This is a genomic window from Bradyrhizobium sp. DOA9 (genome assembly GCF_000617845.2).
Classification (GTDB): domain Bacteria; phylum Pseudomonadota; class Alphaproteobacteria; order Rhizobiales; family Xanthobacteraceae; genus Bradyrhizobium.
The window spans coordinates 1380992-1405254 of the sequence record NZ_DF820425.1 but is presented as its reverse complement, the minus strand read 5'-3'; the positions used below and the strand labels follow the sequence as shown (position 1 = coordinate 1405254).

The window sequence follows — 24263 nt, the reverse complement described above, 5'->3', positions numbered from 1 at the left end:
ACTGCCACCGCAGAAAGACTCTGGATTGCTTCGCTGCGCTCGCAATGACGAACTACTCGATCACCCGCGCCCGCAAGTCCGCATCGGGCACGAAGCAGGCGTCATACTTTCCAAAGATACGATAGCGGTTGCGCGCAACGAGGCTGTAGCCCGCGTCCCGCAGCGGCTTCGGCACGGCGAACAGCACGCGCACCCAGCCCCAGCCGGGGAGCTGTGACAGCACCGTCAGTGCAGCATCCGACTTCATGAAGACTTCGCCGCCGTGCACCACGGCGTTGGTATCGGGATCATCGGGGTCGATGCCGAAGGTGCGTGCCAGCTTTGCGCCATAGTCCGACTGGATCGGCGTGAAGCGAAAGCGCTTCGCCTCATCGCGCCTGGCGACGAAGCGGACCCAGCGCGAGCAGAAGATGCAGACGCCGTCGAACAGAATGACATCGTCGTCGGGCCATTTGGGCATTAGACTCTCTCTTTAACGCATTTTCTTCACGAGACCCGGAATCCACTTCGCTCGAAAACGCTATCGGTTATCCAGCATCAGGAGCGCAACGAGCATCAGCACGATCGCCGGCCCGGTCTTCACCAGCGCGCCAAGCGGCTCGATCCAGAGGTCGGGCGTGAGCATCGCTGCGCCAACCATATAGCCGAGCGAAGCGAAAATACCCGCGATCAAGCCGATCGCAGCCGTCCGGCGAAAGGCGATCAAGACGCCGATGCTCATGTCCATCAGGCTGGTGCCGATGGTGATGGGATCGACCAACGCGGGCGGAAAATTGTGCGCGGTCAAAATGCCGGCGGCGGCACGGTACGACACGAACAAGGCGATGAAGCCCGAGACGAGCCAGAATGCGACCAGGCTCGCGAAGATCAGCGCCTTGACCAGGAACAGGCGTGCGAACCATTTGTCCTGGATACTGGCAGGATGGCGGCCGATCGTCTCAACCAACGTCTTTGGCGCGATGCTAGTAGCGGCGATCCACGCGGAGGGATCACCGATCACGCCGCGACGCAGCTCGGCGATCGCCGTTGAGCGCATCGGCGGCATCCAGCCGAGATAGCTGGCGATATCGCCGAGTTTCGCGCCGAGATCGAGCATGAGGCGCGGCATCGCCACGCGCGGCCAGCCGGCCGTGCCGAATGCACGGCGAAACGGCTTGATGACGCCAGCCATGGTGATCGGTTCGGTCTGCATCAGGTCCCAGCTGACCGTCTTCACGGAGACGTCGTCGATGTCGCGTGCGGCGAGCCAGGCAATTGTCGCCGAAATATCCTCGATCGCCACGGGGTGGAATGGTGTTGCCATTTCCTTCGCCGGCAAATCGAGCGGAAAGGTCGCAAGCGCGCGCAGCATGGCGCTGCCGCCATAGGCTGACGGTGCGACCACGAAGCCGGGTCGCAGGATGGCATGGGGAATGCCGCTGGCCCCGATCAGGCGCTCGGCCTCGCGCTTGGTCGTGGCGAAGGCGGTGCGGTCCGCCTCCGCGGCACCGGGGATCGAGAGATGCACCAGCCGAATTGCGCGACGGCTGTCACCGATCGCCTGAAGCAGGCGCGCGACGAAATCGCGATGCACCGCGCTCGTGTTGCTGTCGGGGCCATCCTGGAGCACGCCGAGGCAGTTCACGACGACATCCACCGCGTGCTCGCTGAGGAGTCGCGTCAGCGCGGCCGCATCGAGGCTGAGGATCGGCAGCTCGATATCCAGCACGCTCATCCTCTGTGCCGGCGACAGGCTCCGCGCCACGCCGACGACGCGAAAGCCCCGGGCACGCAGATCGTCGGTGACGAAGCGGCCGATCAGGCCGGAGGCGCCGAGCACCAGAACGGTTCGCTTGCTCATCCCTTCTCTCAGAACGGTTTTGCGATCATCAGCCACAGGATCAGCACGGTCGCCCCGAAACCGGGAAAGCCGAACGCGAACCAGCGGCGGAACAGTACGAAATAGCGCGGTGGCAGCGCACTGCGCTGCGCAACAGCCTTGCGCGCGAGGTCGCGCATCTCGATCTGCATGAACACCACGGGAATCCAGAACAAGCCGGCAAATGCGTAGAGCGCGAGCGAGGCCAGCAGCCAGCGCTCGGTGATCGAGCTCGCCGAGAGCAGCATCAGCACGCCGCCGCTGACCGGCTGGAGGATCACGGCCGACAACGTGAAGATTGCGTCCGCTATGACCACGATCGAAGCGGTGCGGGCGATGAACTCCGGGTCCTGCGTGCGATGCGCCATCAGCATGAAGAAGGCAATGCCGGTCCCGGTGCCGAGAATGACGATGGCGCCGAGGACGTGAACAAACTTGACCAGGAAATACAGCGTCATGGCTTCTTGATCGCCATTGTGCTGCTCGGTGTCAGCGCGCGCGCGAGCTCGCCGCTGGCGGCTTTGACGCCGGCTTCGGTTTCGATCATCCAATGCCCTTCGCTGCCGACGGCCGGCAGCAGGCGAAACGCGACCTTGCCGCCAGCACCGCGGAACGCATCGACGAGTTTCTGCGAGAATGCGGGCCCGAAATAGCTGTCATTGCGCGCAACGAGCCAGGTGACGGGAATGCGCGCGGTCTTGCCGAACTCCGCTGCCGCAGCGAGCAGCGTGTGCGGCGCACAGATTCTGTTCGGCTCGTCATTGGCATGGCCGCCGCGTCCCGGTGCAAACACCGTGATGGCCGCGATCACCTGTGGATCGGCATTGGCGAGCGCCAGCGCACCCCATCCGCCGGCGGAATGGCCGATCACGATCGCGCCATCCTTGCGGATGAAGTCCTGCTTTTGCAGATGGGCCAGCGCCAGCGCGATTGCGTCGGCCGTTGCGCGGGCCGAGCGTGCGTAGTCGGCCTCGTCACAGCCGCCCTGATCCTCGAGGTAGCGGCCGCCAGTCGCACCATGGCCGGGCCGCTCCGGCACCAGCACGGCAAAGCCGCGCGCGACGAGATAGGCGGCGAGCGGCCGGTATTCCGGCTGCGGCATTTGCGCCCGGCGCAACGTATTCTGCGTCGAGGCGTGTGCAATCACCGCGAGCCGGAACGGACCTGCGCCGGAGGGGCGAAACAGCACGGCACGCGCGGCAAGGCCGGTATCCGGCGTGGGCACGCGCCATTCCTGCCGACGAAACGGCTCACTCTCCTCTCCCGATGGACCAAACCTGACCTGCGCGTGCAGAGGCGGCGCGGTCAGCACAGCCAGCAGAGGGAGGAGCGCGATGGTATTGAGGAGCCGCATGGATTGCCGAGAGCGAGCGCGAACAGCGACAGCCAGATTAGTAGGAACGAATCATTAGCAGCCGACTTTCTGCGGTGCCATCGCCGTCCCCTCGTTGCCGCAACGTAGTTTTTGCACCGACGCCTGGCCCGCGGCGGCCGTAGGATGCGGCGACTTGTTCTCTTTCGGCACAACATTGCCGAAATACTGATGCAGAAAGTCCACAGGTTAACCGATAATTAAGGATAGGTCTTGCCGCCGGCGCGGCGACTTGGTTTGATCGCGTCCATGAGCACAACCCTGATCGAGGTCCGGCCGGCCAAAGCTGCAGATGCAACTGCGGTGGCGTCGACCCATGACGAAGCCTGGCGTTCGGCCTATCAGGGCATCATTCCCGGCGCCGAGCTGGAGAAGCTGATCAACCGCCGCGGTCCGCAATGGTGGGACAGCGCGATCCGCAAGGGCAGCCGCGTCAGCGTGCTGGTGTTCGGTGACAAGATCGCCGGCTATGCCAATTACGGTCGCAACCGCGCCCGCAGCCTGCATTTCGACGGCGAGATCTATGAGCTTTACCTGCGGCCGGAATTCCAGGGACTCGGCTTCGGCCGTCGCCTGTTCGCCGCCGCACGCCGCGACCTGATGCAGAGCGGGCTGAAGAGCATGGTGGTGTGGGCGCTCTCGGACAACGACCCCGCCACCGAGTTCTACCGCGCCCTGGGCGGCCGCATGGTGGCGCGCTCGTCGGAGCGGTTCGGGCCGAAGGCGCTCGACAAGGTTGCCTTCGCTTGGACCAATTGAGCTGCTGAAACCCTAACCGGGCAGCGTTCCCATCCGTCGATACCGCCGGCCGTTCGTATCGGTGATCGCTGGATTCATTATTTCACAAAAACGCGATGGATCAGCGGGCCAAGCCCGCGTATGACAGCGCCAAAATAGCTGCCGGGCGCGATTTATCCTCGGCAACAACGGAGCCTTGAATGCGTATCGATGCGGTCTCGATCGGAAAAAACGTCCCCCAGGATGTCAACGTCATCATCGAGGTCCCCGTGGGCGGTGAACCGATCAAGTACGAGATGGACAAGGAGGCCGGCACGCTGGTGGTCGACCGCTTCCTCTACACGCCGATGCGTTACCCCGGTAATTACGGCTTCATCCCGCACACGCTGTCGGACGACGGCGACCCCTGCGACGTGCTGATCATCAACACCCGCGCCATCATCCCTGGCGCCGTCATGAGCGTGCGCCCGGTCGGCGTGCTGTTCATGGAGGACGAAGCCGGCGGCGACGAGAAGATCCTCGCGGTGCCGTCGTCCAAGCTGACGCAGCGCTACGACAAGGTGAAGTCCTACTCCGATCTGCCTGACATCACGCTGCAGCAGATCCAGCACTTCTTCGAGCACTACAAGGATCTCGAGAAGGGCAAATGGGTGAAGATCCTGCGCTGGGGCGGCCCGGAGGATGCGCACAAGCTGATCCTCGAAGGCATCGAGCGCGAGAAGAAGAAGAAGGGCTGAGCTTCCATGTCCCGGACGCGGCGCGGCGTGAAATGACGCGACGCTGAGCCGGGACCCATGCCGCCGCTGGGCCCCGGCTCAGCAGCGCACCACCGAAGAGGCGCTGCCATAGCGCGTCGAAGACGCGCGTGGACGCGCTGATGGCGTCCGGGGCACGAGACCTATACCGCCGGCTTCGGCAGCCCGGCGATCGCGCAGGCCGCGCGCAGCGTGTTCACCAACAGGCATGCCACCGTCATCTGGCCGACACCGCCCGGCACCGGCGTGACCGCGCCGGCCACTTCAAGCGCTTCCTGATAGGCGACGTCGCCGACCAGGCGCGTCTTGCCGTCCTGCTTCGGGATGCGGTTGATGCCGACATCGATCACGGTCGCACCCGGCTTCAGCCAGTCGCCGCGCACCATCTCGGGCTTTCCGACCGCGGCATAGACGAGATCGGCCTTCTTCACGAGGCCGGGCAGGTCGCGCGAGCGGGAATGTGCGATCGTCACCGTGGCGTTCTCGTTCAGCAGCAATTGCACGAGCGGACGCCCGACCAGGTTCGAGCGGCCGATGACGATCGCGTTCATACCCTCCAGCGAGGCGTGGATGCTCTTGGTCAGGATGATGCAGCCGAGCGGCGTGCAGGGCGAGAGCGCCTCGAAGCCGCCGGCGAGCCGGCCGGCATTGTTCGGATGCAGCCCGTCGACGTCCTTGGCGGGATCGATGGCATTGATGACGGCCTCGGTGTTCAACCCCTTCGGCAGCGGCAATTGCACGAGAATGCCGTGCACGGCGGGATCGTGGTTGAGCTTTGCGACCAGCGCCAAGAGATCTGCCTGCGAGACGTCGGCCGGCAGCTTGTGCTCGAACGAGGCCATGCCCGCGGCCTGGGTCTGAGTGTGCTTTGAGCGGACATAGACCTCGCTGGCGGGGTCGTTGCCGACCAGGACCACCGCAAGGCCCGGCACCAGATCGTGCTCGCGCTTGACGCGGGCGACCTCCTCGGCGACGCGGGCACGGAGTTCCGCCGCGATGACTTTCCCATCGATAATCCTGGCGGTCATGTCAGTTCCCTCCGTCCTTCGATTTGGTCGATACCAGCTGGCGCAGGGCTTCGCCGAGCCGCGCCGGATCGCCCTCGACCGCGATTTGCTTCAGCCGTGACGTGGCTCCCGATAGCAATTTCACGCTGGCCTTGGGCACGCCGAGCGATTTCGCCAGCAGCAGCAGAACGGCCTTGTTGGCCTCGCCGCCATCGGCGATGGCGCGCACCCGCACCTTGAGCACGCTGCGGCCATCCGAAAGTTGCTCGATCCCGTCGATGTCGTCGCGGCCGCCGCGCGGCGTCACCCGCAGCGCGATGCTGATCCCTGCGGCCGAGTAGCGCCAAGGCTCGTTGCTGGCGACCAAGGCGCTCCCGCCCGCTTAGATCACGTTGGGGTAGATGTAGTACAGGATCACCCGCTCGATGAACATGATGATCAGGATCAGGATGATCGGCGAGATGTCGAGGCCGCCGAGGCTGGGCAGGAAATTGCGAATCGGCGCCAGCAGGGGCTCGGTGATCCGGTACAGGAACTCCGCCACGGCCGAGACGAACTGGTTGCGGGTGTTCACCACGTTGAAGGCGATCAGCCAGGACAGGATCGCGGAGGCGATCAGCAGCCAGACGTAGAGGTCGAGCACGATGATGACGATGTCGAGAACGGCACGCATGATTTTGACGACTCTGGCTTTTGAAGACTCTGGCTCCGGTCGGGATTGACGCCTGTTGCTAGATATCGGTTCCGTCAGGCCCAAACAAGGGAAGTCGGTGCCCAGATGGCTAAAACCGGGTTACACGCGTCCTTGACTTGACCTTGGCGGGGACTTAAATGGCGCCCGGTTGTCGGCCGCGTTCACCAGAGCGGCCAGCAAAGGGGCCATAGCTCAGCTGGGAGAGCGCGTCGTTCGCAATGACGAGGTCGGCGGTTCGATCCCGCCTGGCTCCACCAGCCTTCGCTCGCTTCGCGAGCTACGGCTCGGCAAGCCAGCCGTGCTCTTTCGTAGCGAAGTGAGCGAAGGCTGTCCCGCCATAGCCCGAAGGGCGACGGCGGACCCTCTCCGCAGGCCCCCCTACCTCCCCGTAAACCGCGGCGGCCGCTTCTCCATGAAGCTCGCCACGCCCTCCTGGAAATCACTCCCGCTCAGCGCCACCATCATCTCGCGGTTGGCCTCGATCGTGGCCTCGGCCAGCGTCTGGAACGGCACCTCGTAGAGTTGGCGCTTGATCACCGCCATCGCGCTCGGCGAGACGAAATCGGCGAGATCGCGCGCGTAAGCGTAGGTGTCCTCGCGCAGCTTCTCCGGCGGAGAGAGCCGGTTGACCAGCCCGATCCGCAGCGCCTCATCGCTCGAGACGCGCCGCGCCGAGAGCAACAGATCCAGCGCATTGGCGTGGCCGACGATGCGCGGCAGCGTCCAGCTGATGCCGTGCTCGGCGATCAGGCCGCGCCGTGCGAAAGCGGTCGTGAAGACGGTGTTGTCGGCGGCAAAGCGCAGGTCGCAATAGAGTGAGTGGACGAGGCCGATGCCCGCGGTCGCACCGTTGAGCATCGCGATGATCGGCTTCTTGATCGATGGATAATAGCCGTACCGCGTCTGCCAGTCCGGCCGACGGTTCATGTCGAACGGCGGCAGGTTCGAGGCACGGCTGACGTCATTGGGATCAAGGCCCTTCAGCGCATCCATGTCGGCGCCGGCGCAGAAGGCGCGGCCCGCGCCGGTGAGCACGATGACGCGAACATTGTCGTCGGCGTTCGACGCCTCCATCGCGTCGCGCACGTCGCGCTCCATGATCGGCGTCCATGCATTCATGCGATCGGGGCGGTTGAGCGTGATGGTCGCGATCTTGTCGCTCACCTCATAGAGAATGTGCTCGTAAGCCATGACGCTCTCCCTGGTTTGCCGGCGCGCTTTTCGCGCGCGCTCGTTGGCAGCGAGCCTAGCATACCCAGGGAAGAGGCGAGGACTTGCGTGAAGGCGCGATCACTCGGCGGCTTGCGCCAGCACCGGCCGGCGCTCGAGCCAGCCATCGATGAAATGATCGAGCCAGGCGCGCTCGGCCATGTCGTAGACGGCACGATCCGCGAAGTGATGATGCCGCTGCCGCGCACCGGGTGCGCTGAAGCCGTCGTAGCCGCGCGTGGTCCAGCGGCACATCATCGCGTAGGTCACGTCGGGGTGGAACTGCACGCCGAAAGCATTGCCGGCGCGGAACGCCTGCACCGGGAAATCATCGCCTTCGGCGAGCAAGTCGGCGCCTTCAGGCAGCTCAAAGCCCTCGCGATGCCAATGATAGACCTGCGCCGGCCAATGCGGGCAGAGCGTGCGGCCCGCGGCGGTCGGCCGGATCGGGTAGTACCCGATCTGCGTCAGCGCCTGCGCATGCGGCGCGACACGGGCCCCGAGCTGCATCGCCAGCATCTGCGCACCGAGGCAGATGCCGAGCAACGGCCGCTGCTCGCGGAGCGGAATTTCGATCCAGTCGATCTCGCGGCGGATGTAATCGTCGGGATCATTGGCGCTCATCGGGCCGCCGAAGATCACGGCGCCGGCATGCTGATCGAGCGTCTCGGGCAGGAGATCGCCGAAGCGGGGACGGCGGATGTCGAGACGATGGCCGAGCGCGCGGAGCGCATTGCCGACGCGGCCGGGTGTCGAGCATTCCTGATGCAGGACGATCAGAACCGGCAGCCGGGTTTCCGCGGCGGCGGCGCTCGTCGCCCTCTGTGGGAAGGCAACCACCTCTGCGCCACCAAACCTGTCCGTCCGGAACGACATGGCCTCTGCGAGTGCTATCGGTTCAGACCGCCAGCATAGCTAAGCGGTGGTTAACATCGTGTGAGTTTGCGCACACATGCCTCGTGCCTGAAGCAAGCTCCGGACCACTACGGATGCCGATGTTGCTCAGCGCCTCTGCCGCTGGAACCGGCTGGTGGCGGCCAGGATGAAGCCGCGTGGGAAGAAGCGCAGCGCGAACGGCACAATCTTGATGCCAAGACCCGGCAGCACTGCCCGTTTGTTGGTCATCAGGCCGCGATATGCCTCGCGTGCAACTTGGTCGGCAGAGACGTTGAGCATGGCCGTATCATGTTGCGGTCCAACGCCGGCACGGCCCTGGAATTCCGTGGGCACCGGGCCCGGGCAGAGCACGGTGACGCGGACGCCGCGGGGCGCAAGCTCCGCCCGCAATGCTTCGGTGAAGGAGATCACATAGGCCTTGGACGCGTAGTAGACGGCCATCCCGGGGCCGGGCAGGAAGCCTGCAACCGATCCGACATTGAGGAGACCACCCTTGTTCCGGATGAGCTGATCGGCGAAGCGCAGCGACAGATCCGTCAGGGCCCGGACGTTGACGTCGACGATGCCGAGCTGCGCGTCGGGATCGCACTCGATGGCATCGCCGAACACGCCGAAGCCGGCATTGTTGACGAGATGATCGAGCTCGACGCCTTCGGCGGCAAGTGCTGCGGCGATCCTCTCGCCGGCATCCGCGTCCTCGAGATCACAGGCGATCACGATCGGCTTCTTGCCGCCCTTGGCGGCGAGCTCGTTCGCGAGCACTTCGAGCCGATCCGCCCGTCTCGCGGTCAATGCGAGGCGATGTCCATTGGCGGCAAACACACGCGCAAGCTCCATCCCGATGCCCGCCGAGGCACCGGTGATCAACGTTACCCGCTCAGTCACGATCGAAGTCTCTTGAATTTAAGTCTGTGGCCCCGGCAATGGATGAACGAGAGCACAAGCCGTGCGCGCCATGCAAGCGGCGCGGGCAGCATGGTTGCTTGAGGAGGCGACAGGGGGATCAGGAAAGACCGGAATTTGCAGCCGAATCCGCAAAAAGCGGAGTGCCGCCCGGCTTACATTAAAGTTTGGTCATGTGGCTCGCAGGTCAGGCAATCCGCCGGGGACAGGTCCGCCGACGGCACTATCCTTGACCTGGCCGCCGGCCCGCTCCGCAACGGCGTGCTTCAGCTCGATGCGGTCGCGCTGGGAGATGCCGAGCAGATCCGACGCGCGCCAGACCACATTGTCCTCGAACTCGCTGACTTCGCCGTCGGCATAGACCAGCTCCCACATCATCTGCACGATTCGCCTGCGGCCCGCTTCGTCGAGCGAGCGCATGATGACGCTGGTGAAGTGATAGAGATCGACCGCCTCGCCCTCGACCTGGGTGGCGTCCGCGATGAGACGGTCAGCAGTGCCGCGGTCGAGCCCGAAATGGCTTTCGATCAGGCTGTGCAGCTTGCGCTGCTCGGCCGCGCTCGGCTGGCCGTCCAGCGAAACCACGTGGACCAGCAGCGCGGTCGCGGCCAGCCGATAGTCGCTGTCGCCGAATGCGCGGTCCTGGGCTTGGGGACCGACAATGTCGGCGATGAATTGGCGCAAGCCGTCGAGCATGGGTCCTACCGAGATCGATGACGCCGCGGGGAGCGCGGCCGTTACCAGCATTAGTTACCATCATCATATGAGAATGAAACTCAACCGGCGCAACGTGCGTCAGTTCCGCGCGCGTATTACGTTTCGGCAATCTGTTCACGGCGATGCCTCACGGTATCTCGTACACCACCATCTTGTCGGCGATGCCGCGAAGCGCGGCCTGCTTCTGGATCGGCTTGATGGCGCGCTGCTCGAGCACTTCGGCGACTGCGGGCGCATCCAGCACCGGGCCGGTGATGTGAATCTCCTGCGCAGTCGACAGGCTCTGCACGCGGGCGGCGATGTTGACGGTCTGGCCGAAATAATCCTGTCGCTCGTTGAGCATCACCGCCAGACACGGGCCTTCATGGATGCCGATCTTGAGAATGAGATCGTTGGCGCCGCGCTGGTTGTTCAATTCGTCCATGGCTGCACGCATCCGCAGTCCCGCGATGATGGCGTGCTCGGGTCTGACGAAGGTTGCCATGACGGCATCGCCGATCGTCTTCACAACTGCACCCTTCTCGGCGGCGATGATCTCCAGCAGCGCACGAAAATGCGCCCGCACGAGATCGAAGGCGCTGAGATCGCCGACCCGCTCATACAGGGCCGTCGAACCCTTCAGGTCGGTGAACAGGAACGTCAGCGATGTGATCTTCAGTCGCTGGTCGACATTGAGGTTGTCGGCCTTGAAGACGTCGCGGAACGTCTGATTGGACAGAATCCGCTTGGCGGTCAAGATCGGCTTGCGCTTGCCGATCATCTCATGCAACGCGTCGGCGGCGACCCAGACCGAAGGCAACACGCGACCGCCCGATTGGTTCTCGAGCGTGAGGCGCAACGGCCCGGGGCGCATCACGGTGGTCCCGGTCGGCGCCTCCAGCTTGTTGAACATGATCGAAAGCTGCTGACGCTCGCTCGTCGGCTCGCCCTGAACATCCAGGAAATGGGCGGAATGGGTGACCGGCTCGAAAACGATGATGAACTGGCTGGGCAGGTTGAGCGAGAGGATCGCCTTTTCGCCCGCAGGCAATTCCAGCGCTTCGAGCGTCACCTCGTTGATCAGATGGGAAAAGGATTCCTCATTGATGTCGACCCCGGAGCTCCAGAACATCTGCCGCACATACTCCCAGATCGGCAACGTGTCGGGATCATGAGCCCCGATGCGGCGGACCCGTGGGCTGACGGTGAAGGCCACCTCGACCATCTCGTCGACGGACGCCTCGTAACCGGCTGCACAGAGCGCGCAATTGTAGTCTTCGTGCTTCAACGATTTCAAGGTTGCGTGCGCGCCCAACACCCCTCCACAACCGGGGCACAGCACGTTCCAGCTCATGTCGAACAAGCCCAGCCGCGAGGCATGCAGCAATCCGGAAATCACCTTCTCCTGGTCGAGCCCGCTACGATTGGCAAAATCCAGCGCGTTGATGCGGTTGAGGTCGCGATCATGACCATTGGCGATCAGCTGCGCTATCGCCTCCACGACAACGGGATCGGCGGTCTGCTTCAGAACGGATAATTGGGCCTGGATATCGCTCATCGCGGGACTCTATCTGGGATGAATCACGTCGCCAGCGGGCAGATCGCCTGTCACCGACGCGTGATGCGGAACATGGGTGAATGGTCCGGCTGGGTGGTGACGACGCCGAGCGGGATCACGGGGGTCACGGGGTCGGCGAGCTCGACACGGAATGCGCCGATCAGCCGCGCCAGCGCCAGCACAGATTCGGCCTGGGCAAACGGCGCGCCGATACAGACGCGGGGACCCGCGCCGAACGGCAGATAGGCGAAACGATCCGGCGCCTCCTTCGACATGAAGCGTTTCGGAATGAAGGCGTTCGGCTGATCCCACAGCTTCTCGTGCCGGTGCAACAGCCATGGCGCTATCATGATGATGTCGCCCTTGCCGATCTCGACACCCGCCGCATTATCCTTGTCGCGCGCGGCACGCGCGACCAGGAAGGCCGGCGGATAGAGCCGCATCGTCTCGTCGATCACCGCGCGGGTGAATTTCTGGCGATCGATGTCGGCCATGCTGTCGAGGTGCTCGCCACGGGTCTCGGACGCGACCTCCTCCTGCGTTTCCGGGTCGAGGGCGAGCAGATAGAGCGCCCAGAACAGCGCCGTTGCCGTGGTCTCGTGGCCGGCGAGGATCATGGTCGCGACCTCGTCGACGAGCTGCTCGTCCGAGAAGCCCTTGCCGGTTTCGGGATCGCGTGCCTCGTCCATGAGATCGAACAGGTCGCGCGGCGGCGCGCCGTCCTTCTTGCCGGCCTTGCGCCGCTCGGCGATCAGCATCGCCACGAACTCGGTCCAGCGCTTGCGGAAACGGGCGCGGGCAAAATCCATCGGGCTCGGCCAGGACACCGGCAGCACCATGTCGAGGAAATAGGGACGACCCAACCGCGCGGCATATTCCATGATGAAGTTGCGCAAGGTCGCGCCGTGCTGGTCCATGCCGAACGAGAACATCGTGCGCCCGGCGATCTCGAGCGTCATGCGCTGCATGATCTGACGCAGGTCGACCGGCTCACCGGTTTGCGCGTCCAGCCCGGCGATGGTCTCGTCGAGCACCGCCGTCATGTGCGGAACGAGGTTCGCGGTCGCGCGCGGCGTGAAGGCCGGCGCCAGCGTGCGGCGCTGAAACGTCCAGGAATGACCTTCCGCGATCAGGAGGCCGTCACCGAGCACCGGGCGCAGCATGCGGATGCCGGCCGGCGTGCGCGTGTAGTTCTCGTAATTGCTGAGCAGGACGTGCCGGATCGCGTCCGGCTGGTTCAGGATGAAGCTGTTGCGGAAAAAGAAGCGGCCCGGGATGACCTCTTCCTCGTAGGCGCGCTGCCCCCAGGTCGCGATCATGTTCTGCCTGACAACCGCGAGCCGGCCGAGGAACGACATGTCGTCGGGCGCACGCGGGGGAGCCGGGGGGATGATGGGCCGACGCACGCTGGCGATATTCATGGCTCTCTCCCGCAGGATGGGACGCAGGTAAATAGCTAGTAAGTCAGCTCGGCAATGGCAATCCGGTTCTCGGACGCAGGCCAGGCGCGTGCCACAATCCGTTCTTCGCCGAATTGGGCGACGATGTTACGCCCAACCTCGCTGGCGGGAAGCCGCAGGGTTGCTGCCGCATCCGTGGGCACGCCCGGCTTGACGTCGGCCGGCTGCTTGCCGTCGAGCAGCACCACGTCGCGCGGCAGGCCAAAATAGCCGCGCGGACGCGACATGATCACGACGGCGCCGGCGTCCTTGTCGGCCGGGCCGAGCGGGCGCGCTGGCCGCAGATGCACGACCTCGGATGAGCGCGGAAAGGGCGAGCGGTAAATGTGCGTCGTCGGCGCATCCGGCGAGGTCAGCACGAATTCTAGCGACCAGGCGGGATCGACCTGCGCCGGCCCCCAGCGGCCATCGGAGCCCGTCTTCGAGCTATGCAGCGCACCCTCTTTGCGCTCCCCGGTATCGGGATCGACACGGAAGACATCGACGATTGCACCCGCGACCGGACGATTGGTCGGCACGCCGCCGGGCGTGCCCGTGACCAGGCCGCTCAACCTCACGCTGGGCTCCGGCACGATCGCGATGCGCGCAGGTTCGCGCCCGGCGATGAACTTGTAAATCTCCCGGAACGCGCGCGGGTGAAACGCCACCTCGCGATGGTCGAGCGCGCCGAGCACGAGATTGGTGGCGCCCTTCAGCTCCGGCCCTTCGACGGTGACATTGGTCGGGGTGCCGGGCTTGCCGATGAAGCGGCCATCGGGTTGCGCATATTTGTCCATGCCGTCGCTGCGCAGCGTGAGGAAGGCAACACCCGGCGTCACCTCGCTCTCGCCCTCGTTCAGGCCGCGCAGGAACGCGCCGCGGCCGTTGAACTCGTTGTTGGGCTGGTCGTCGGTCGCGAACACGCCGTGGTTGGGCGTGCCGCACAGCACGGCATGGCTGACATCGCCGGCGCCGCCGGTTCTGATGACGTTGCGGATCGCGTAGCCGCCGCGCGAGCTGCCGACCAGCGCCACGCGAGGCGCGCCGGTGCGGCGCTTCAGTTCAGCGATGGCGGCAGCGAGCTCGCGGCGCTGGTCCTCGGTCGAGGAGCGGCCCGCCTGCTCGACCTTGTCATCACTGCGCGCCAGGGGATCGGTGAAATTGATCGCCATCATGCGATCGCGTGCAACGCCGTTGGACTCCATGCGCCACAAGGTGGTCATCCAGAGCGCGTCGTAATCGCCGTTACCGTGAACGAACAGGATCGGCGGCAGCTCCGTGCCCGGTGCGGCGGCGGGCGCGGTCTGGGCCAGCGCGCCCGTCCGCAAGCTCGCAATTGCGAAAGGCACGCTCGCAGCCCCCCGCAAGATCGTCCGTCGCGACAGCTTCATCTGTTCCTCCCCGGCGGGCCTGCCTCTTTGCACTGCTTATACCGACCTAAGCACTGGACAACGAAGGACTTTCGCAGGCATCACTGAATTGGCCGGAATCACCACGACCACTTCTGCCATCCGATATGGAAGGGGATATGACCGAGCAGCCGAACCGCCCGAAAATGGCCGCCGACGGCATCGCTGCGCCCCTGCGGTACACCGTGTTCCGGCGGATCTGGCTCGCCAGCCTGCTCTCCAATCTCGGTCTCCTGATCCAGGGCGTGGGCGCGGCCTGGGCGATGACGCAGATGGCGGCCTCGGCGGACAAGGTGGCGCTGGTGCAGACCGCCTTGATGCTGCCGATCATGCTGATCTCGATGCCGGCCGGCGCCATCGCCGACATGTATGACCGCCGCATCGTCAGCGTGATCTCGCTGTCGATCGCGCTGATCGGCGCGAGCGCGCTCACCGTGCTGGCCGGCTTCAACCTGATCACCCCCGAATTGCTGCTCGCCTTCTGCTTCATCGTCGGCAGCGGCAATGCGCTGTTCGGCCCGGCGTGGCAGTCCTCGGTCAGCGAACAGGTACCGCCCGAGGCATTGGCGTCCGCGGTGGCGCTGAACGGCATCAGCTACAACATCGCGCGCAGTTTCGGTCCGGCGGTCGGCGGCGTCATCGTCGCCGCGCTCGGTGCGGTGGCCGCGTTCGCCTGCAATGCGATCCTCTATCTGCCGCTGCTGGTGGTGCTGCTGCTCTGGCGCCGCAACACCGAGGCGTCTCGCCTGCCGCGGGAGAAGCTCAATCGCGCCATGGTCTCGGGCTTCCGCTACATCACGAATTCTCCGCCGATCAAGATCGTGCTGTTGCGCACGCTGGTGATGGGCCTGATCGGCGGCGCCGTGATGGCGCTGATGCCGCTGGTCGCGCGCGACCTCCTGCATGGCGGCGCGCAGATGTATGGCATCATGCTTGGCGCCTTCGGCATGGGCGCGGTGATCGGCGCGCTCAACATCCACGAATTGCGCAAGCGCATGAGCGGCGAGGCCGCGATCCGGGCCTGCACCATCACGATGGCCTTCGCCATGGCCGCCCTCGCGCTGAGCACGGAGCCGGTGCTGACGGCGGCCGCGCTGGTGCTGGGCGGCGCGGTCTGGATGGCTGCGATCGCGCTGTTCAATATCGGCGTGCAGCTCTCGGCGCCGCGCTGGGTCGCCGGTCGCTCGCTGGCGGCGTTCCAGGCCGCGATCGCCGGCGGCATCGCGATCGGCGCCTGGGGCTGGGGCCACCTCACCGACTATGCCGGCGTCGAGATGGCGCTGCTGACGGCGGCCGGCCTGATGCTGATCTCGCCGCTGCTCGGCATATGGCTCACGATGCCGCGCGTCGGTGCCCGCAACGAGGATGCGGACATGCTGGCCGATCCCGAAGTGAAGCTGTCGCTGACGGGCCGCAGTGGGCCGCTGGTGGTCGAGATCGAATATCGCGTCGCGCAGGAGAACGCGCGCGCGTTCCACAACGTGATGCAGGACGTACAGCTCTCGCGCCAGCGCAATGGCGCCTATGGCTGGTCGATCGCGCGCGACATCGCCGACCCCGAGCTGTGGACCGAGCGCTATCACTGCCCGACCTGGCTCGACTATTTGCGTCAGCGCAACCGTGCGACCCAGTCCGAACGCGCGCTGCATCAGCAGGCGATCGATTTCCATATCGGTCCCGAGCCGGTGCGGATCCGCCGCATGCTGGAGCGACCGTTCGGCTCGGTGCGCTGGAAGGACGACACGCCGGACCGCGCGAACAGCGAGGTGCTGCCGGTGGTCGCGACCGCGGCGGGAAGCAGTACGTAAGTGTCTCTTGGGCCGCGTTGGCGCTTCGCTCGCCTCGGAATGCCGGTTACTGCCCGTGATCGGTAAGCACCTTGTCGCAGGCCTTGCTGAGGCGGGTGCGGTGCTGCTTCAGGCACGCGAGCACGGCACCATCGCCATTGTTCATGACGGCGCGGCAGAAACGTGTGACGTCGCGCGCGCAAGCATCTTGGCCCGGCTGCTGCGCCGACGCGCCAGAAGCGCACATGATCAAGGAAACAATCAAGAGAAGTCTCGCCATCGCTGAAAGCCTCGCACCCGGAACAATATGCGGGCGAAGCTAGTGCGACGATCCCGGAGCTGCAACGGCTTTGTGGCCGAGCGGGAGGGGTCCACCGCGGGGCCCCGGCTTGACGCCGGAGCACATCGCGACGGGAGCGGACGACGCAGTGATTAGGTGCTCTTACTGCTTGTCCTGGGCGTCAGCGACCTTGCGCGAGGCGCCCTTGGCGAGGTCCTTGTCCATCACCGCGCGGCAGCCCGCGCTGAGGTCCGAGCGATGCTTGATCATGCACGCAGTGATCTTCGGGATGTTGGGTATCTCCGCCGAGCAGAGACGGAAGGCATCGCCCGTGCACATCTGCTGCGCCTCGGCCGTGAAGGCGAAGCTCGCACCCGTCGAGGCGATCGAGACGATGGCGGCAAAGCCCAGCGCCAGGCTGGTGCCGCGGATCTTGCTGGTAAACGACTTGGTCATTTGAAGCTCCCATTGGCACCGCCGCAGCGGGCCCGTTGTCGATGGGAGCTACGATGCTCCGGCAAATCCGTTTCCACTGTGATGACGGTCACGGGGGACCCATCCTCTGTGATGCCGGTCACGTTGCGCACCCCACTGAAATTCCTCCGCAAGCGCCGTCGTGTTGGTGTCACGTTAACCCTTGGTTCGCATTAATGGCTCGTCGCGCGGGAAATTCCGCCCGTTTGGTTGCGTAATTGGAAAGAGTAGCGATGCGTAATGCGTTGGGCCTGATGCTGGCCAGTGTAGTTGCGGCGGTCGTGATCGCCGCCGGCGGTTGGTTCTATTATTCCGCGCGCGCCGACCAGGGCGCTCCCAAGACAGTTGCCGCCCGTGCTGCCGACCCATTGCCGGCACAGGCGAAGCTCGCCGCCAGGGACGACGTCGAGACCACTGCGGCCGTCGCAGCCAAACCGGCCGCAGCAGCTCCGGCACCTGCGGCCATGCCGGTCATGCCGATACAGCCGAAACAGGCCTGCGCCAATCCGAACGCGCTGGGTGTGTCCCGCGTCGTCGAGATCGACACGACGGGCGGCCCCGGTTTCGGCTTCGAGCATTTCAAGCAGTTCGACTTCCTGACCGAGAAGGAGGTCGTGCTGACCTTCGACGACGGTCCGTGGCCGGTCAACACGCCTACGGTGCTGAAGGCGCTCGCGGACGAATGCACCAAGGGCCTGTTCTTCTCGGTCGGCAAGCACGCGACCTACCATCCCGAGATCCTGAAGCAGGTGCTGGCCCAGGGCCACACGGTCGGCACGCACACCTGGTCGCATGTCAATCTGAACAGCAAGAAGTTGACCGAGCAGCAGGTCAAGGACGAGGTCGAGAAGGGCTTCAGCGCGGTGAAATTCGCGCTCGGCACCAATCCGGCGCCGTTCTTCCGCTTCCCGCAGCTTCAGCACAATCCCGCGATGGTGAGCTATTTCGGCACCCGCAACGTCGCGATGTTCTCGACCGAAATCGATTCCTTCGACTTCCGGAAGGGCGCGACGCCCGAGAAGATCGTCGAGACCGTGATGACGCGGCTGGACAAGCTCGGCAAGGGCATCATCCTGATGCACGACTTCCAGAAGAACACCGGCATCGCCATGCCGACGCTGCTCGCGCGGCTCAAGGCCGGCGGCTACAAGGTCGTGCAGATGAAGGCCAAGGCGAGCCTCCAGACGCTGCCGGAATATGACGAGGCGCTGATGAAGGACATGAAGGTGCCGACCGCGGGCACGAACACCCGCCCGATCGCAAGCGTGGTGCAGACCGTGTCGCAGTAAGCGCCGCATCGCTTCAAACGAATCATGGCCGGGCTCTCGCCCGGCCATTTGCTTTTGAAGGGAGGAAGTACCTACCAGTAAATGCCGTGGCGATGCAGCTCGCTGATAATGCGGCGCTCGGTCCAGCTGCGCGTGTGCTTCGGCTTGTGCGCTTTTGCCATGGTCCTGGTGGTGGGCTTGGCCGTCGTGACCGGCGCGGAAGCCGCGGGTGTGGTCGCCGTCGGAGCGGTTACCGCAGCCGGCGCGGAGAGCGACACCGCCGGCGGACGATCGGAATATTTCGGAGCCTCGGCGGCCGGCGCGGCTTCGCTCACCTGCGCCGTCACGGTGCTCGCCGATGTCGCGGTTTGCGGAGTGGAGGTCTGTTCGTCTGCCGCGGCGAGCGACAGACCGCGGGAGCCGCCTGCCTGGGCGGAGGCAGAAGCCAGGAGCATGGCGGCAATCAGAATGATCTTGCGCATGTGAAGTCTCCCCGTGTTGGCGTGACGGACGTTAGGGGAGGCATGTCTGCGATTATGTGATCGCGATCACGCAGCCGAGCGAGCCCTGATGCAGCGCGTGGGGATCGGATGAATCGGAAAGCTGGTGCCGCAAGAGGGATTCGAACCCCCGACCCCGTCATTACGAATGACGTGCTCTACCGACTGAGCTATTGCGGCGAACCTGCCGGGACCTTGGCGATACCGGCCCCGATACGCGCGCTCCTGATATCGGGCATGGCCCGAATTGGCAAGGAGAAGCGGGGCCCGAAATGCGGCTCACGCGCCCCAGCGGGACCAGAAGCCGCGCCAGCCGCCCGCTTGGGCCTTTGCCTGGGCTTTGGGCGTGCCGATTTGTTCCGTAAATTCATCGCTCGGGCCGTCGTCGTCGATCCCGGGATCGTCGGGGGCCCGGACGATCGGGATGACGGTCTGGATCGGCGCCGAGGCGGGCTTACCGAGGTCGGCCCGGGTCCGGAAGACGGGCGTTGCCGCCGGCGGCGATGATTCGGCGGGCGGCGGAGCCGGATTCGCCGGCTCGGGCGACGTGACGGCCGCTTCATCGGCCTCGGCGGTTTCCTTCGCAGCTTGCTCTGCAGCTTCCTTGGCAGTTTCCTTGGCAGCTTCCTTGGCAACCTCTTTGATGGCGTCCTTGGCCGGAGGGGGTGAATTGTCCTGCGCCGCCGGTGCCGGCACCGGGGCCGCCTCCGGCGGTTCCACCGCGGCTTCGCTGGGAGCGGCGGTCACCCGCTTCGGCGGCGAGGCGGCCAGCATGGCTTCCTCGAAGGCCGAGGATTCGAGCGTGGGGCCCTTGTCCGAAGGCAGGCTCGCGACCGGCGTCTGCCATTGGAACGCATCGAGACGGCCGGTGACCGGAGAGACCGGACGCCAGCGGTCGCTGACATAGCCGTCCGCGGTCCAGGCGGGATCGAGACGGGCGCGCACCGCGCGCAAGGTCCAGGCGCGCGCACGGCCGCTATCGCCATGCTCGGCGCGCTCGAGCTCGGCCATCAGCAGCGCGACGCGCTGGGTCGGATCCTTGAGATAAGGCGTGAGCGCCTCGCGCGCGCGGGCGAACTCCGAGGCCTCGATCGCAGCGCGCGCGATCGCGAGCTGCCCTTCGACATAACCGGGCTTGTCGGCGGCGGTCTTCGCGGCGAGAGTCTCCACCCGCTGCAAGCGGTGCCATGCGGAATCGCCGAGCTTCACATGCGCATAGGCCTCCGCGAGATCCGGATGCGGATTGGCGAGCCAGGCGGCTTCCACCAGCTTCATGGCGCGGCGCACCTGATGCGCCTCGCTCTCGAATTTTGCCGCCAGCACGGCCGCCGGGACCAGGGTCGGGGCGAGCTTGACCGCCTCCATCGCGCTCTCGCGCGCGACGTCGCGGTCCATGGTTTCCAGCTCCAGCGCCCGCGCGGCGAGCAGCACGCCGCGCTGCCGGCGATAGGTCGGCTTGTCGATCAGGCCAGCGGACAGATTCGAATCGAGGATCGCGAGCGCGCCGCTCCAGTCGCCGCGCGCACAGCGGAAGCCGAGCACCGCGTGCGAGGCCCAGGTCGCGGACGGCGACAGCTTGATCGCTTCCTCCGCGATCATCACGGCGCCGACCGCATCGTCGGCGCGCTGCGCCTCGATGAACAGGCCGCGCAGGCCGAGCAGCCGCGTATCCTCGCGCTCGGCCATGGCGCGGAAGACGCGCTGCGCCTCGTCGCGGTTGCCTTCGAGCTGCGCAGACTGCGCGTGCAACAGCAGCGCGAGCGGATCGTTCGGTGCATGCCGCCGTGCTGCCTCGGCGTGCCGGCGCGCGAGCGCGGAATCGCCGTGGCCGATCGCGAGCAGGCCATGGGTGATGGCGTGACGGCCGCGGGCATGGCGCTTGTCGTGACGCCGGCGGCGCAAGCGCCCTGGCATGCGCCAGATCATCGTCAGGATGCTCCAGACCAGCACGACGGAAGCGGCGAAGAGACCGAGCAGGAACACGAATCTCGGCAGCGTCGTCGAGATGCGGAAGCTGCCCGCGGTCAGGACGAGATCGCCGGGCTGGTCGGCAACCCAGGCCGCACCGGCCGCCGCCAGTGCGATCAAGACGAGAAAGAGGACAATGCGAAGCATGGCGATCCCTATACGCGCCGAATGTTGCGCGAATCCTATTGAGTCGATTTGGCGAGATCCGCCATGGCATCGTCGGCGAATTTGCGGGACGCGGCGAGCGCGGCGTCACGGGCATCGGCCTTGTCGAGCCAGGCCTGCGCCGCGGCGCGATCGGCCACGGGCAGCGCCTTCAGCTCGCGCCGCGCCTCGGCGAAATCGCTGCGGAGCGCCGCCGCCGTCACGCGCGACACGATGGCGCCGCGATCGTTGCCGACGCCATCGGTTCGCTCGATCCGCACCAGCTTCGACGCGCCGGCCTGGAGACGCTCGACGATGCCGGCCTCGCTCGACGGCGCTTCGGCCGGAGGCGACAGCTTCGGCACGATATTGAGCAGCTCGCGGCTCAGCGCCGCTGCCGTCGGGATACCGGACGATGCGAACGGCTCGAGCGGCTTCAGCACGTCGGGCTTCGCCGTCAATGACCGCGCCGCGGCCAATTGCGACTGATAGGGATCGCCGTGGCGAACGGCCACGTCGAGCAGCGACGCCGCCACCACATAGCGGAGCGGCTTGTCGTCCATCGTCTTGGCCTCGGCCCTGGCCTCGGCGATCTTCTCGCCCTGCTGCGCAAGCTCGGCCCGCTCGGCCTTGCTGGCGCGCTCGAGCTGAGCGATGCGGTCGGTGAACGCGGCAAGATCGGGCGCGGCACTCGGGGCTACGGATTTCGCGTCGTTCAGCGCGCTCGCGGTCTTGTCGAACTGCGCGCGCAAATTGGCGATGTCGCCGCGCAGGGCACTCGCCGCCTTCTCCAGCGCATCGATCCGCGCGACTTGGGCGGGATCGGCCGCGGGCTTGGCGGCCTTGGCTTCGACCGCGGCAACGCGCCCGTTCAGCGCATCGACGCTCGCGCTGGTGACCTGCGGCGCAGCCGGCGGGGCCTGCACCGCGGGCCAGCCCAGCATCCAGCCGATTGCGATCACGACCGCAGCTGCGGCCGCGCCGGAGAACGGCGCAATGACCCAGGGGGAAATCGGCGCCGATGCGGGCGCCGCCGCGGACGTCTGCTGCTCCGCCGATTCGGGCTGAGGCTCGGCCTTGACCTCTTCCGATGCGGCCTCTTCCGCCCTGACCTGCTCCTGCGCGACCTGCTCGGACGCCTCCGGCTCGCCCGCGACCTGCTGCGGCTGGGTGGAGACGTCCGTCGCCTCGAGGTCGATGGTGGGCGGGGTGCGCTTGGCACGACCCGGATCGGGCGCCAATCCAGCGTCTTCAGGCTTGTCGTCGGCCATCGTGACGGTTCCTCACACTTCCATACCAGGTGGATTAGATTTGCGTCGGATTCGGCCCGACCTTTACGCCAAACGGGTGCGCAACGCACGCTCCAAGGTGTCGAATAAGGCAGTTTCGTCCGGCGTTGCGGCCACCAGAACCTGTGACGCGCCGGCATCGCGCAGCACGCCCGCAACGGTCTCGGACAGGCAGCAATGCGGGATCGCCAGCGCCGAAATTTCGACCCCTTCGTCCCGCGCCGCATCGAGGAACGCACGTGCGCTACGCCGGGAGTAGTGCAGCACCGCCTCGATCCCATGGGCGGCAAAGCCCTCGCAAACCTCGCGCGGCAGATGTTTCACGGGCGCCATGCGATAGGTCGTCTGCGTCACCACGCGAAAACCTTCCGCACCGAGCTCGCCGCCGAGGTCGCGCGACAGATCCGCGCCGGCGAGATACAACAGCGCGCTCTTTTTCTTCAGCACCTTGTCGCGCGCGCTCTGCATCACCTTGTCGCGCAGGGACGCGCCGTCTCCGCCAGCAACGATCACCTCGGTAAAACCGGCCTCGCGCGCCGCAGCCGCCGTATGCTCGCCGACCGCGAACAAAGGCCGCTGCAACAGACCGAGGTCCGGCAATTGCGGCCCCAAGGCGCGGATCGCGTTGGCCGAGGTGACGAGAACGGCATCATAAGACACGTCACTCTCGCCATGGAAGGCGACCGGCTCGAGCTTGAGCGCCGGCGCAAGCAGCACCGCATGCCCGCGCGCGCGCAGATTGTCCGCCGTCGCCTCGTTGTCGGGATGCGGCCGAGTGACGAGAATGGACATCGCTGGTGTTCCCGGACCATTTGGCAGTGTCGCATTGACCAGAACGGCTGCGCGTGACGATTGCGCAAGCCGACCCCGGGATGCTACCGGACGTACCAGAACTCTGCTTTTCGGATGAGCGCAAGGGCGCAAATTGGATAACAATTCGCCAATGCTGGTGCTGGGCATCGAAACCACCTGCGACGAGACCGCCGCGGCCGTGATCGAACGCGCGGCCGACGGCAGCGGCAAGATCCTGTCCAACATCGTGCGGTCGCAGATCGAGGAGCATGCCCGCTTCGGCGGCGTGGTGCCGGAGATCGCCGCGCGCGCGCATGTCGACGTGCTCGACGGGATCATCGACCGTGCCATGGCCGAGGCCGGCATCGATTATGCTGAGCTTGACGGCGTCGCGGCGGCCGCGGGGCCCGGGCTGATCGGCGGCGTCATCGTCGGGCTCACCACCGCAAAGGCGATCGCGATGGTGCACGACACGCCGCTGGTCGCGGTGAACCATCTCGAAGCGCATGCGCTGACGCCGCGCCTCACCGACGGCATCGAATTTCCCTATTGCCTGTTCCTCGCCTCGGGCGGCCATACCCAGATCGTCGCGGTCACCGGCGTCGGCCAATATGTGCGGCTCGGCACCACGGTCGACGACGCCATCGGCGAGGCCTTCGACAAGGTCGCGAAGATGCTGGGCCTGCCCTATCCCGGCGGCCCGCAGGTCGAGCGCGCGGGGGCAGGCGGCGACGCCACGCGCTTTGCGCTGCCGCGGCCGATGCAGGGGCGCCCCGATGCCAATTTCTCGCTGTCGGGATTGAAGACGGCGGTGCGCACCGAAGCGAGCCGGCTGGCCGAGCTCACGCCGCAGGACATCAGCGATCTCTGCGCAAGCTTCCAGGCCGCCGTGCTGGATTCGACGGCCGACCGGCTGGGCGTCGGCCTCAGGCTGTTCCGCGAGCAGTTCGGCGCGCCGCGCGCGCTGGTCGCCGCCGGCGGCGTCGCCGCCAATCAGGCGATCCGCGCCGCGCTCGATGACGTCGCGAAGCAGGCCGGGACGCAGCTGATCATGCCACCGCCCGCGCTATGCACCGACAACGGCGCCATGATCGCCTGGGCCGGCGCCGAGCGCCTCGCGCTCGGCCTGATCGACACGATGGACGCGCAGCCGCGCGCACGCTGGCTGCTCGATGCCAACGCAACGGCGCCCGCGGGCTACGGCAAGACGCGGGCGGGCTATTAGC

At 66.0% G+C, this 24263-nt stretch carries 25 protein-coding genes and 2 tRNA genes; 6 read left to right on the top strand and 21 right to left on the bottom strand.

Going from position 1 to position 24263, the window contains the following annotated elements; all coding sequences use genetic code 11:
* Window positions 1-52: 52 nt before the first annotated feature.
* From BDOA9_RS06530 to BDOA9_RS06515, 4 genes are read right to left on the bottom strand one after another with little or no spacing between them, the layout of a single operon-like run.
* Window positions 53-460, bottom strand: coding sequence for a thiol-disulfide oxidoreductase DCC family protein (locus BDOA9_RS06530; RefSeq protein ID WP_025033138.1), 408 nt, complete (start codon window positions 458-460; stop codon window positions 53-55).
* 60 nt (window positions 461-520) lie between these two features.
* Window positions 521-1840, bottom strand: coding sequence for an SDR family oxidoreductase (locus tag BDOA9_RS06525; RefSeq protein ID WP_025033137.1), 1320 nt, complete (start codon window positions 1838-1840; stop codon window positions 521-523).
* Window positions 1841-1848: 8 nt separating this feature from the next.
* Window positions 1849-2316 carry a DUF2269 family protein gene (locus BDOA9_RS06520; RefSeq protein WP_025033136.1) on the bottom strand — a complete coding sequence of 156 codons (468 nt, stop codon included), beginning with the start codon at window positions 2314-2316 and terminating at the stop codon, window positions 1849-1851.
* Window positions 2313-3212, bottom strand: coding sequence for an alpha/beta hydrolase family protein (locus tag BDOA9_RS06515; protein ID WP_025033135.1), 900 nt, complete (start codon window positions 3210-3212; stop codon window positions 2313-2315). Before BDOA9_RS06515 ends, BDOA9_RS06520 begins: the two co-directional genes overlap by 4 nt.
* Before the next feature lie 267 nt (window positions 3213-3479).
* Here BDOA9_RS06515 and BDOA9_RS06510 point away from each other — a divergent pair, with 267 nt between their 5' ends.
* Together BDOA9_RS06510 and ppa are read left to right on the top strand one after the other, a co-directional pair.
* Entirely contained in the window at window positions 3480-3989 is a 510-nt protein-coding gene (locus tag BDOA9_RS06510) for a GNAT family N-acetyltransferase (RefSeq protein WP_024338772.1), read from the top strand.
* Window positions 3990-4168: 179 nt separating this feature from the next.
* On the top strand, window positions 4169-4705 hold the full coding sequence (gene ppa / locus BDOA9_RS06505) for an inorganic diphosphatase (RefSeq protein ID WP_025033134.1): 537 nt from the start codon (window positions 4169-4171) through the stop codon (window positions 4703-4705).
* A gap of 161 nt (window positions 4706-4866) precedes the next feature.
* Here ppa and folD read toward each other — a convergent pair whose 3' ends face one another.
* Genes folD through BDOA9_RS06490 form a run of 3 tightly spaced genes read right to left on the bottom strand, consistent with a single transcriptional unit; the run spans window position 4867 to window position 6403 of the window.
* The gene (gene folD, locus BDOA9_RS06500; RefSeq protein WP_025033133.1) at window positions 4867-5751 is read right to left on the bottom strand and encodes a bifunctional methylenetetrahydrofolate dehydrogenase/methenyltetrahydrofolate cyclohydrolase FolD; all 885 of its coding nucleotides are present in this window, start codon (window positions 5749-5751) and stop codon (window positions 4867-4869) included.
* A gap of 1 nt (window position 5752) precedes the next feature.
* Window positions 5753-6097, bottom strand: a complete 345-nt coding sequence (locus BDOA9_RS06495) for a DUF167 domain-containing protein (protein WP_025033132.1) — start codon at window positions 6095-6097, stop codon at window positions 5753-5755.
* Window positions 6098-6112: 15 nt separating this feature from the next.
* Window positions 6113-6403: a YggT family protein gene (locus BDOA9_RS06490; RefSeq protein WP_018645113.1), complete on the bottom strand. Its 291-nt coding sequence runs from the start codon at window positions 6401-6403 to the stop codon at window positions 6113-6115.
* A 202-nt stretch (window positions 6404-6605) separates the two neighbouring features.
* On the opposite strand from BDOA9_RS06490, the gene BDOA9_RS06485 reads away from it, so the two are divergent.
* Window positions 6606-6681, top strand: a tRNA-Ala gene (locus tag BDOA9_RS06485).
* Between the two features lie 121 nt (window positions 6682-6802).
* Here the strand turns inward: BDOA9_RS06485 and BDOA9_RS06480 are convergent.
* The 7 genes from BDOA9_RS06480 to BDOA9_RS06450 all read right to left on the bottom strand — a co-directional run bounded on the left by BDOA9_RS06480 (window position 6803) and on the right by BDOA9_RS06450 (window position 14517).
* Window positions 6803-7615 carry an enoyl-CoA hydratase gene (locus BDOA9_RS06480; protein WP_025033131.1) on the bottom strand — a complete coding sequence of 271 codons (813 nt, stop codon included), beginning with the start codon at window positions 7613-7615 and terminating at the stop codon, window positions 6803-6805.
* Window positions 7616-7714: 99 nt separating this feature from the next.
* Window positions 7715-8509: a glutamine amidotransferase gene (locus tag BDOA9_RS06475; protein WP_025033130.1), complete on the bottom strand. Its 795-nt coding sequence runs from the start codon at window positions 8507-8509 to the stop codon at window positions 7715-7717.
* Window positions 8510-8635: 126 nt separating this feature from the next.
* Window positions 8636-9415 (bottom strand): SDR family NAD(P)-dependent oxidoreductase, encoded by a 780-nt coding sequence (locus BDOA9_RS06470; RefSeq protein ID WP_025033129.1) that lies wholly within the window; start codon window positions 9413-9415, stop codon window positions 8636-8638.
* Window positions 9416-9604: 189 nt separating this feature from the next.
* The gene (locus BDOA9_RS06465) at window positions 9605-10129 is read right to left on the bottom strand and encodes a tellurite resistance TerB family protein (RefSeq protein ID WP_025033128.1); all 525 of its coding nucleotides are present in this window, start codon (window positions 10127-10129) and stop codon (window positions 9605-9607) included.
* A gap of 148 nt (window positions 10130-10277) precedes the next feature.
* A complete protein-coding gene (locus BDOA9_RS06460; RefSeq protein WP_025033127.1) occupies window positions 10278-11687 on the bottom strand; it encodes an adenylate/guanylate cyclase domain-containing protein in 1410 nt (469 codons plus the stop codon).
* A gap of 50 nt (window positions 11688-11737) precedes the next feature.
* Window positions 11738-13108, bottom strand: coding sequence for a cytochrome P450 (locus tag BDOA9_RS06455; protein WP_025033126.1), 1371 nt, complete (start codon window positions 13106-13108; stop codon window positions 11738-11740).
* 35 nt (window positions 13109-13143) lie between these two features.
* Window positions 13144-14517, bottom strand: a complete 1374-nt coding sequence (locus BDOA9_RS06450; RefSeq protein WP_025033125.1) for a hydrolase — start codon at window positions 14515-14517, stop codon at window positions 13144-13146.
* A 137-nt stretch (window positions 14518-14654) separates the two neighbouring features.
* Between BDOA9_RS06450 and BDOA9_RS06445 the strand changes: the two genes are divergently transcribed.
* Window positions 14655-16343, top strand: coding sequence for an MFS transporter (locus BDOA9_RS06445; protein WP_025033124.1), 1689 nt, complete (start codon window positions 14655-14657; stop codon window positions 16341-16343).
* A gap of 46 nt (window positions 16344-16389) precedes the next feature.
* On the opposite strand, the gene BDOA9_RS06440 is transcribed toward BDOA9_RS06445, so the two are convergent.
* The gene (locus tag BDOA9_RS06440) at window positions 16390-16602 is read right to left on the bottom strand and encodes a cysteine rich repeat-containing protein (protein WP_025033123.1); all 213 of its coding nucleotides are present in this window, start codon (window positions 16600-16602) and stop codon (window positions 16390-16392) included.
* A 162-nt stretch (window positions 16603-16764) separates the two neighbouring features.
* Window positions 16765-17058: a hypothetical protein gene (locus BDOA9_RS06435; RefSeq protein ID WP_025033122.1), complete on the bottom strand. Its 294-nt coding sequence runs from the start codon at window positions 17056-17058 to the stop codon at window positions 16765-16767.
* A gap of 251 nt (window positions 17059-17309) precedes the next feature.
* On the opposite strand from BDOA9_RS06435, the gene BDOA9_RS06430 reads away from it, so the two are divergent.
* Window positions 17310-18365, top strand: coding sequence for a polysaccharide deacetylase family protein (locus tag BDOA9_RS06430; protein ID WP_025033121.1), 1056 nt, complete (start codon window positions 17310-17312; stop codon window positions 18363-18365).
* Between the two features lie 71 nt (window positions 18366-18436).
* Here BDOA9_RS06430 and BDOA9_RS06425 read toward each other — a convergent pair whose 3' ends face one another.
* The 5 genes from BDOA9_RS06425 to BDOA9_RS06405 all read right to left on the bottom strand — a co-directional run bounded on the left by BDOA9_RS06425 (window position 18437) and on the right by BDOA9_RS06405 (window position 23037).
* The gene (locus BDOA9_RS06425; RefSeq protein WP_025033120.1) at window positions 18437-18826 is read right to left on the bottom strand and encodes a hypothetical protein; all 390 of its coding nucleotides are present in this window, start codon (window positions 18824-18826) and stop codon (window positions 18437-18439) included.
* A 122-nt stretch (window positions 18827-18948) separates the two neighbouring features.
* A tRNA-Thr gene (locus BDOA9_RS06420) sits at window positions 18949-19024 on the bottom strand.
* A 99-nt stretch (window positions 19025-19123) separates the two neighbouring features.
* On the bottom strand, window positions 19124-20959 hold the full coding sequence (locus tag BDOA9_RS06415; RefSeq protein WP_025033119.1) for a heme biosynthesis protein HemY: 1836 nt from the start codon (window positions 20957-20959) through the stop codon (window positions 19124-19126).
* Between the two features lie 35 nt (window positions 20960-20994).
* Window positions 20995-22227, bottom strand: a complete 1233-nt coding sequence (locus BDOA9_RS06410) for a COG4223 family protein (protein WP_025033118.1) — start codon at window positions 22225-22227, stop codon at window positions 20995-20997.
* A 63-nt stretch (window positions 22228-22290) separates the two neighbouring features.
* Entirely contained in the window at window positions 22291-23037 is a 747-nt protein-coding gene (locus BDOA9_RS06405) for a uroporphyrinogen-III synthase (protein ID WP_025033117.1), read from the bottom strand.
* Between the two features lie 157 nt (window positions 23038-23194).
* On the opposite strand from BDOA9_RS06405, the gene tsaD reads away from it, so the two are divergent.
* Window positions 23195-24262, top strand: coding sequence for a tRNA (adenosine(37)-N6)-threonylcarbamoyltransferase complex transferase subunit TsaD (tsaD, locus tag BDOA9_RS06400; RefSeq protein ID WP_192859647.1), 1068 nt, complete (start codon window positions 23195-23197; stop codon window positions 24260-24262).
* The last annotated feature ends 1 nt before the right edge of the window (window position 24263 follow it).